The 6,880-nt window shown below is 67.1% G+C and carries 8 protein-coding genes; all 8 read left to right on the top strand.

The window, feature by feature from the left end; all coding sequences use genetic code 11:
• The first annotated feature begins 189 nt into the window (after nt 1-189).
• Entirely contained in the window at nt 190-1,524 is a 1,335-nt protein-coding gene (locus tag NR810_RS10125) for a glycosyltransferase (protein WP_257450669.1), read from the top strand.
• 201 nt (nt 1,525-1,725) lie between these two features.
• Nucleotides 1,726-2,289 (top strand): aspartyl/asparaginyl beta-hydroxylase domain-containing protein, encoded by a 564-nt coding sequence (locus NR810_RS10120; protein ID WP_257450667.1) that lies wholly within the window; start codon nt 1,726-1,728, stop codon nt 2,287-2,289.
• Nucleotides 2,290-2,693: 404 nt separating this feature from the next.
• Nucleotides 2,694-3,659 carry a 2,3-diaminopropionate biosynthesis protein SbnA gene (gene sbnA, locus NR810_RS10115; protein WP_257450664.1) on the top strand — a complete coding sequence of 322 codons (966 nt, stop codon included), beginning with the start codon at nt 2,694-2,696 and terminating at the stop codon, nt 3,657-3,659.
• Between the two features lie 106 nt (nt 3,660-3,765).
• Nucleotides 3,766-4,920: a 23S rRNA (adenine(2503)-C(2))-methyltransferase RlmN gene (gene rlmN / locus NR810_RS10110; protein ID WP_257450726.1), complete on the top strand. Its 1,155-nt coding sequence runs from the start codon at nt 3,766-3,768 to the stop codon at nt 4,918-4,920.
• An 86-nt stretch (nt 4,921-5,006) separates the two neighbouring features.
• Entirely contained in the window at nt 5,007-5,273 is a 267-nt protein-coding gene (gene rpsP, locus NR810_RS10105; RefSeq protein WP_257450662.1) for a 30S ribosomal protein S16, read from the top strand.
• Nucleotides 5,274-5,299: 26 nt separating this feature from the next.
• Nucleotides 5,300-5,581 (top strand): KH domain-containing protein, encoded by a 282-nt coding sequence (locus NR810_RS10100; protein ID WP_257450659.1) that lies wholly within the window; start codon nt 5,300-5,302, stop codon nt 5,579-5,581.
• Entirely contained in the window at nt 5,578-6,126 is a 549-nt protein-coding gene (gene rimM, locus NR810_RS10095) for a ribosome maturation factor RimM (RefSeq protein ID WP_257450656.1), read from the top strand. Before NR810_RS10100 ends, rimM begins: the two co-directional genes overlap by 4 nt.
• Complete coding sequence (gene trmD / locus NR810_RS10090; RefSeq protein ID WP_257450654.1) at nt 6,126-6,857, top strand: tRNA (guanosine(37)-N1)-methyltransferase TrmD; 732 nt, start codon at nt 6,126-6,128, stop codon at nt 6,855-6,857. The genes rimM and trmD overlap by 1 nt, the downstream gene beginning before the upstream one ends.
• Nucleotides 6,858-6,880: the final 23 nt, after the last annotated feature.

The following is a 6,880-nucleotide window of genomic DNA, read 5'->3' as shown; positions in this document are numbered from 1 at the left end:
GGGCGTTGGTTGGGCTTGAGAGGGGGAGGGGGGCTTGACACGCGCTCCCGTCTGGCCTGGATGTCTAGCGGAAGTGGGTAGAAGCAGCTGTCTGCTTCAGGTAGCGGACAGTTATGCTGGCCAACACTCCCAAGGGCGCGCTGTTCCTGCGCCCCGCCGGAAAGCCCCTCCTCTCCGCCGGATAGAGCCATGGCCACCATCATCATTTCGCCGCTCGCTCAACAGGGACATGTCAATCCCACGCTGAGGATCGCCAGGACCCTGCGTGCGCGCGGTCACCGGGTGGTCTACTGCGGGCTGCAGGACGTGGAGGACTTCCTCCGGGGTGAAGGCTTCGAGTTCATGCCCGTGCTCGAGGACCTGTGCCCCAGGGGCTTCCAGGATCGGATCCTCGCGCGCATGAAGGAGCTGAGCGGGCTGCGGCTCCTCCAGTTCTCGCTGGAGATGGATCGCGTCCAGAATCGCATCCATGCGGCGGTCCTGGAGGGGGCGCTGGACGTGCCCTTCACCCGGCTGAAGCCCGACCTGCTGCTGTGCGACGTGCAGTTGCCGGAGCCGCCGATGGTGGCCCATGGGCACGAGGTTCCGTGCCTGCTGCTCAATACGACGTTGTCCTTACGCCGGGAGGAGCGCCTGCCGCCGCTGAGTTCCCCTCTCGTGCCGGATGGGAGACTGACGACATCTCTTCTCATCCGTGCGGCCTGGCTGCGCGACACCTATCGTCATCGGCTCGGCGTGCTCTTCCGGACCCGCGATGTGAGTCACCTGCGGCGAGTGGCCCGGCGCTACGGCTTTCCTCCCGAGCGGCTCGACTTCTCGGGCAGCACCCTGTGCGCCCGGGCTCCGGAGCTGGTGCTCTGTCCGCGCGAGTTCGCCGACATGGGGGCCGCCTCGTCACGCGGGCAGTACCTCTACACCGGCCCCTCCGTGGACCTGGAGCGGCAGGAGTCGGACTTCCCCTGGGAGCGCCTGCGGGAGGAGCGTCCCCTCGTGCTGGTCTACCTGGGGACCCTGGCCTTCCGCACGGATTTGGATGTACGGCTCTTCCGGCAGGTGCTCGAGGTGGCCGCGCGGCGTCCGGACTGGCAGTTCGTGCTCTCCCTGGGCCGCAAGCTCGATGTGGCGGCCTTCGACGGGGTCGTCCCCAACGTCATCGCTGTCCGGCACGCGCCGCAGATCGCCATGTTGCGCCGGGCCATGGTGATGATCACCCACGGCGGGTTCAACAGCGTCAAGGAGTGCATCTCCATGGGGGTGCCCATGGTCGTCATTCCCTTCCTGTTCGATCAGCCCGGCGTCTCGGCGCGCGTGGTCCATCATGGACTCGGGGTCCGGGGCTTCGCGTCCCAACTGACCGCCGAGCGTCTGCTGGGTCTGCTGGACGAGGTGGTCCACAATCCCTCCTATCGGACCGCCGTTCGGACGTTCAGGGACGTCTTCCGCAAGGCCGAGCAGGACATGCCCGCAGCGGACGTCGTCGAGCGGTTCCTGCAGCGGGGTGCTCCCGCCGCCGCTCTCGGGTGATGCGTCTCCAGCCTTGCCCTCCACGCCCACATCAGGCCCGCGCCGTCTACACGCTGGCGATACGCACGCTCTTCCGCCGAGCGTGCGCTACGAGACGACTGGAAGTGAACAGTGGTATGGTAGGGCTTCACCGATGACGCTGGCGTGTCGCGCACCCACGTCGCCCGTCATGCACGAAGCATGGAGAAGGCAGGTTTCTACATGTACCTTGACCCGCGTGATTATCCGTTCACCGCCATGCTGGAGAAGAACTGGCGGGTGATTCGCCAGGAGCTGGAGAATCTGCACGCGCAGAACTTCATGGCGTGGCCGGAGCGGGATCTGTACGAGAAGGGTTGGGATGTCTTCGGGCTGTATGCCTTTGGCAACCGGCTGGAGGAGAACTGCCAGCGGTGCCCGCGCACGGCGGAGCTGGTGGCGCAGATTCCGGGCCTGACGACGGCGGGTTTCTCCAGCCTGCAGCCGGGCACTCACATCACGCCGCACGAGGGTTACACCAACGCGGTGCTTCGCTGCCACCTGGGGTTGGTGGTGCCGGAAGGCTGCTCGATGCGCGTGGGGACGGAGACGCGGAGCTGGGAGGAGGGCCGCTGCCTGGTGTTCGACGACACGATCGAGCACGAGGTCTGGCATCGCGGCACGAAGCCCCGGATCGTCCTGCTGCTGGATTTCAAGCGCAATCCGGAGGATCCGGACTCGGTCGTCGAGGTCCCGGACAGCGTGCGTGACGTCATCGATGCCGAGAATCAGCGCAAGCGGGCCTGAGCCCCGGTGAGCCTGACGCTGTCGTGGTTCGCGAGCGCGGAGCTGTCAGAAGACCGCTGCACGCGCACCCGGCCGTGAGGAGGGCCCTCGCCCGGTTCGGGGCGGAGGGCCTGGTCCGGGCGGTGCGCCATTACACGCGGGCACTCGTCACCTGGAGGGTGGGTCACCCCTCGGTGCCGGTGCCGCGGTCCGGTTCCTGATCCGACTTCATGGGTGCTCCTGCCCGTGATGCGGGCATTCCAGCGCTTCGCCTTCAGACACACAACCTCGCACAGATCCCCTGATTGTAGTCAAATCAGGATTCTCGGTTTTTCACGCCATGTGTGGACTTTCGATGAAAACAAAACTACTGTGGAGCAGTACAGGAAAAGTGCAGCGAAGCCATCTTGGCGAGGTCCCTGGCCATGCCCTCTCAAACTCCCCCCCTGTCTGAGCGACTCAATCAACTCCAGAAAAGCCTGCGGGAAACGCCCGTGGTGGAGTTGAACGAGGAGGGGATCAGGCTGTTCGCCAAGCTCGAGTACAACAACCCGTTTGGTAGCTTGAAGGATCGCCCCGCGTTCTGGATGCTGAAGATGGCGGTGGAGCGCGGTGAGGTGACACAGGACGCGACGCTGGTCGAGTCGTCCTCGGGGAACTTCGCCAACGCGATGGCGAGCTACTGCCGGTTGCTGGGGCTGAAGTTCATTCCGGTGATCGATCCGAACATCGCCGGAGCGAACGAGGCCTACCTGCGGCGGATGTGCGAGACGGTGGCGAAGGTGGAGGAGCGGGACGAGACGGGCGGCTTCCTGAAGACGCGGCTGAGGAAGGTGCAGGAGCTGCTCAGCTCGCTGCCGGTCTCGTACTGGCCCAACCAGTATGGCAACCCGCTGGTGGCGGAGGCGCACTACCGCTTCACGGGCGAGGAGATCTGCCGGGCCTTCAAACAGGTGGACTACGTCTTCGTGGGCGTGAGCACGGGCGGGACGATCGCCGGTGTGTCGACCCGGGTGAAGGAGCAGTTCCCCCACGCGAAGGTGATCGCCGTGGACGCGGAGGGCTCGGTCATCTTCGGAGGGGCGCCGAAGAAGCGCTACATCCCAGGGATCGGCGCGAGCGTGAGGGCGGAGCTGGTGGATCGGGCGCTCATCGACGACGTGGTGATGGTGCCGGAGATCGAGACGGTGCGGGCGTGCCGCGAGCTGCTGTTCCGGCACGGGCTGCTGGTCGGAGGCTCCTCGGGCTCGTGCTACGCGGCGGTGAAGCGCTACCTGCCGGCGATGCGGTCTATGTCTCCGCCCAACGTCGTCTTCCTGTGCGCGGACAAGGGCGGGGCCTATCTGGACACGGTCTTCAATGACTCGTGGTGCTCCCGGCTCGAGCAGTAGCGGGGGTGGAATGCCTTCCAGCGGGCGAGGGGACGAGAGCTCCTTTGACTCCGTGTCCCATCTTGTGGGAAGGGACGCCCACACCTCCCCCGTTGGAACCATGACGATGTTGCCCGAGTCCACCCAGCTCCCCGCCGATACCGCCCCCGTGCCCGCGCCGGCCCCCGCGCCCGCGAAGCTCGTGGAGGTCTCCAGCCTCACGCTGGAGGGCCTCACCCGTTTCCTCACCGAGGAGCTGGGCGAGCGCTCCTTCCGCGCCGGGCAGGTGTACCGGTGGATCCACCAGCGCGGCGCCACCTCCTTCGAGGAGATGACGGACCTCTCCAAGGCCCTGCGCGAGAAGCTCAAGGCGCGGGCGGAGATCGTCCCCCTGGTGAAGGACGCCGAGCAGCGCTCGGTGGATGGCACCATCAAGTACCGCTGGAAGACGCGTGACGGCCGCTACATCGAGTCCGTCTACATGCCCTCGGAGGACCGCAAGACGCTGTGCGTGTCCACGCAGGTGGGCTGCGCCATGGCGTGCAGCTTCTGCATGACGGGCACGCTGGGCCTCAAGCGCAACCTCACCCCGGGGGAGATCGTCGCCCAGGTGCACGCGGTCAACCGCGAGGTGCGCAAGCTGGAGAAGCTGGAGACGTTGCGCCCGCTCTCCAACCTGGTCTTCATGGGCATGGGCGAGCCCCTGCACAACTTCGAGAACCTGAAGACGGCGCTCTCCATCCTCCAGTCCGAGGACGGGCCCAACTTCAGCCACCGCCACATCACCGTCTCCACGGTGGGCCTGGTGCCGATGATCGAGCGCTTCGGCCAGGAGACGGACGTGAAGCTGGCCATCTCGCTCAACGCGAGCACCGACGAGCAGCGCTCCAAGACGATGCCCGTCAACCGCAAGTGGAACATCGCGGCGCTGCTGGACGCCTGCCGCAAGTTCCCCCTGCGCCAGGGCCGGCGCATCACCTTCGAGTACGTCCTGCTGCAGGGCTTCAACGACAGCGATGAGGATGCCTACCGCCTCATCGAGCTGTTGAAGGACATCCCCGCCAAGGTCAACCTGATTCCCTACAACGAGAACCCGGGGCTCGGCTTCAAGACCACCATGGACGAGCGGGCCGAGCGCTTCCGGGAGATCCTCTGTGAGGGCCACGTGGCGGCCTTCATCCGGCAGAACCGGGGCCGGGACATCGCCGGTGCCTGTGGCCAGCTGGCCAACCGGGGTGGGGAAAACGCGTCAGAAACGACGCAAGAGCCCGAGCTTCCTTGACAATCCGCTTGGCGCGGCGTTAAGAGCGCCCCCCTCCAAGCTGATCACCTTCGTTTCACCTTCAGTTTTCACCTGGAGCATCAGAAATGGCCGTTGTTCTCCGTCTTGCCCGCGCGGGCGCCAAGAAGAAGCCGTACTACCACGTGGTGGCCACCGACTCCCGGAACCCCCGGGACGGCAAGTTCATCGAGGCCGTGGGCGCCTACGACCCGAACCTCAACCCGGCCAAGGTGGAGTTCGACGCTGAGCGCCTCGAGTACTGGCTGAAGTCCGGCGCGACGCCCTCCGAGACGGTGTTCGAGCTCATCAAGCGTCACAAGCGCGCCGCCGCCGCCGCCACGCCCAAGGCCTAGTTCCCTCGCAGGGCTGAGCGGACAGCGTGGAGCAGCTCATCATCTATCTCGCGCGGGCCCTGGTCGATCGACCCGACCAGGTCAGCCTGCGTGCATCCGAGGCGGAAGGGGCCCGGCTCTTCGAGCTGAAGGTCGCCCCCGAGGATGTGGGCAAGGTCATCGGCCGTGATGGGCGCACCGTTGGCGCCCTCCGGACGCTGCTCGGTGCCGCGGCCCAGAAGCAGGGCCAGAAGGTCCGCCTGGAAATCCAGGATGACCGGCGCCAGACCCCCGCTCCCGCGTCCGCCGCCTCTCCTGAAGGCCAGTGACGCTCAAACCCCACCTCGAGCTGGGCTACGTGGCCCGCGCCCATGGTCTTCGGGGAGAGGTGGCCGTGCGCACCTTCGACCCGGAGTCCGAGACGCTCGATTTCGTCGAGCGGGTGCTCGTGCGTCCGCGCACCGGCCCCGAGCGCGTGCTGCGCATCGAGTCCGTGCGTCCCACCCCCAAGGAGATGCTCGTCGTCTTCGAGGAGGTGGAGGGCCGCAAGGACGCCGAGGCGCTGGTGGGTGCCACCGTGCTCGCGTTCCGGGAGGATCTCGAGCCCCCCGCCGAGGACGAGTACTTCCAGGGTGACCTGGTGGGACTGACCGCCGTGGACGAGGCGGGCAACGTGCTCGGCCGGGTGGAGGAGCTGTGGAGCACCGGCGAGGTGCCCAACCTCGTCATCCGCGCGGAGGGCAAGGAGGAGTTGGTGGTGCCCTTCGCCGACGACTTCGTCTCCACGGTGGACGTCCCGGGCGGACGGCTCGTGGTGAAGCCCCCGGAGTACCTGGAGGTCGGTGGGTCCGAGGGTGAAGGGGGCGAGGACTGATGTACCCCGTGGAGGTGCTGACCCTCTTTCCGGACAGCGTGTCCGGCTACCTGGGCGCGAGCATCCTCGGGAAGGCTCGCGAGAAGGGGCTGCTCTGCGTCACGGTCACCTACGTGCGGGACTTCGCCGAGGGCAAGCACCGCGTCACCGACGACACGCCCTATGGGGGCGGGGCGGGCATGGTGATGAAGCCCGAGCCGCTGGTGGCCGCCATCGAGGCCGCCCGGGCCCGTGCTCCCGGGGCCAGGGTGCTGCTGATGAGCCCGCGAGGCCCCATCTTCACCCAGGCGAAGGCGCGCGAGCTGGCGAAGGAGCCCGGGCTGATCCTCGTCTGCGGCCGGTACGAGGGCGTGGACGAGCGCGTCATGCCCTATCTGGACGGGGAGGTGTCCCTGGGGGACTTCATCCTCACCGGGGGCGAGGTGGCGGCCCTGGCGGTGGTGGACGCGGTGGCGCGGCTGCTACCGGGGGTGTTGGGCAACGAGACCTCCAGCGTCACCGAGAGCTTCGAGGAGGGGCTGCTGGAGCACCCGCACTACACCCGGCCGCCCGTCTTCCGTGGTGCCGAGGTGCCCGCCGTGCTGCAGTCGGGCGACCATGCGCGGATTGCCCGGTGGCGGCGCTGGAAGGCCCTGCAGCTGACCCGGGAGCGGCGTCCGGACCTGTTCGCCCGGCTGGAGCTCGGCAAGGCGGACATGAAGCTGCTGGCGAAGAAAGAGGAGGAGCTGTAGCCCCTCCGATGGTTTTTGGGCCT

The sequence above is a fragment of the Archangium lipolyticum genome (assembly GCF_024623785.1).
Lineage (GTDB): Bacteria > Myxococcota > Myxococcia > Myxococcales > Myxococcaceae > Archangium > Archangium lipolyticum.
The sequence above is the reverse complement of the archived record's forward strand: the minus strand, read 5'-3'. Positions and strand labels throughout refer to the sequence as shown.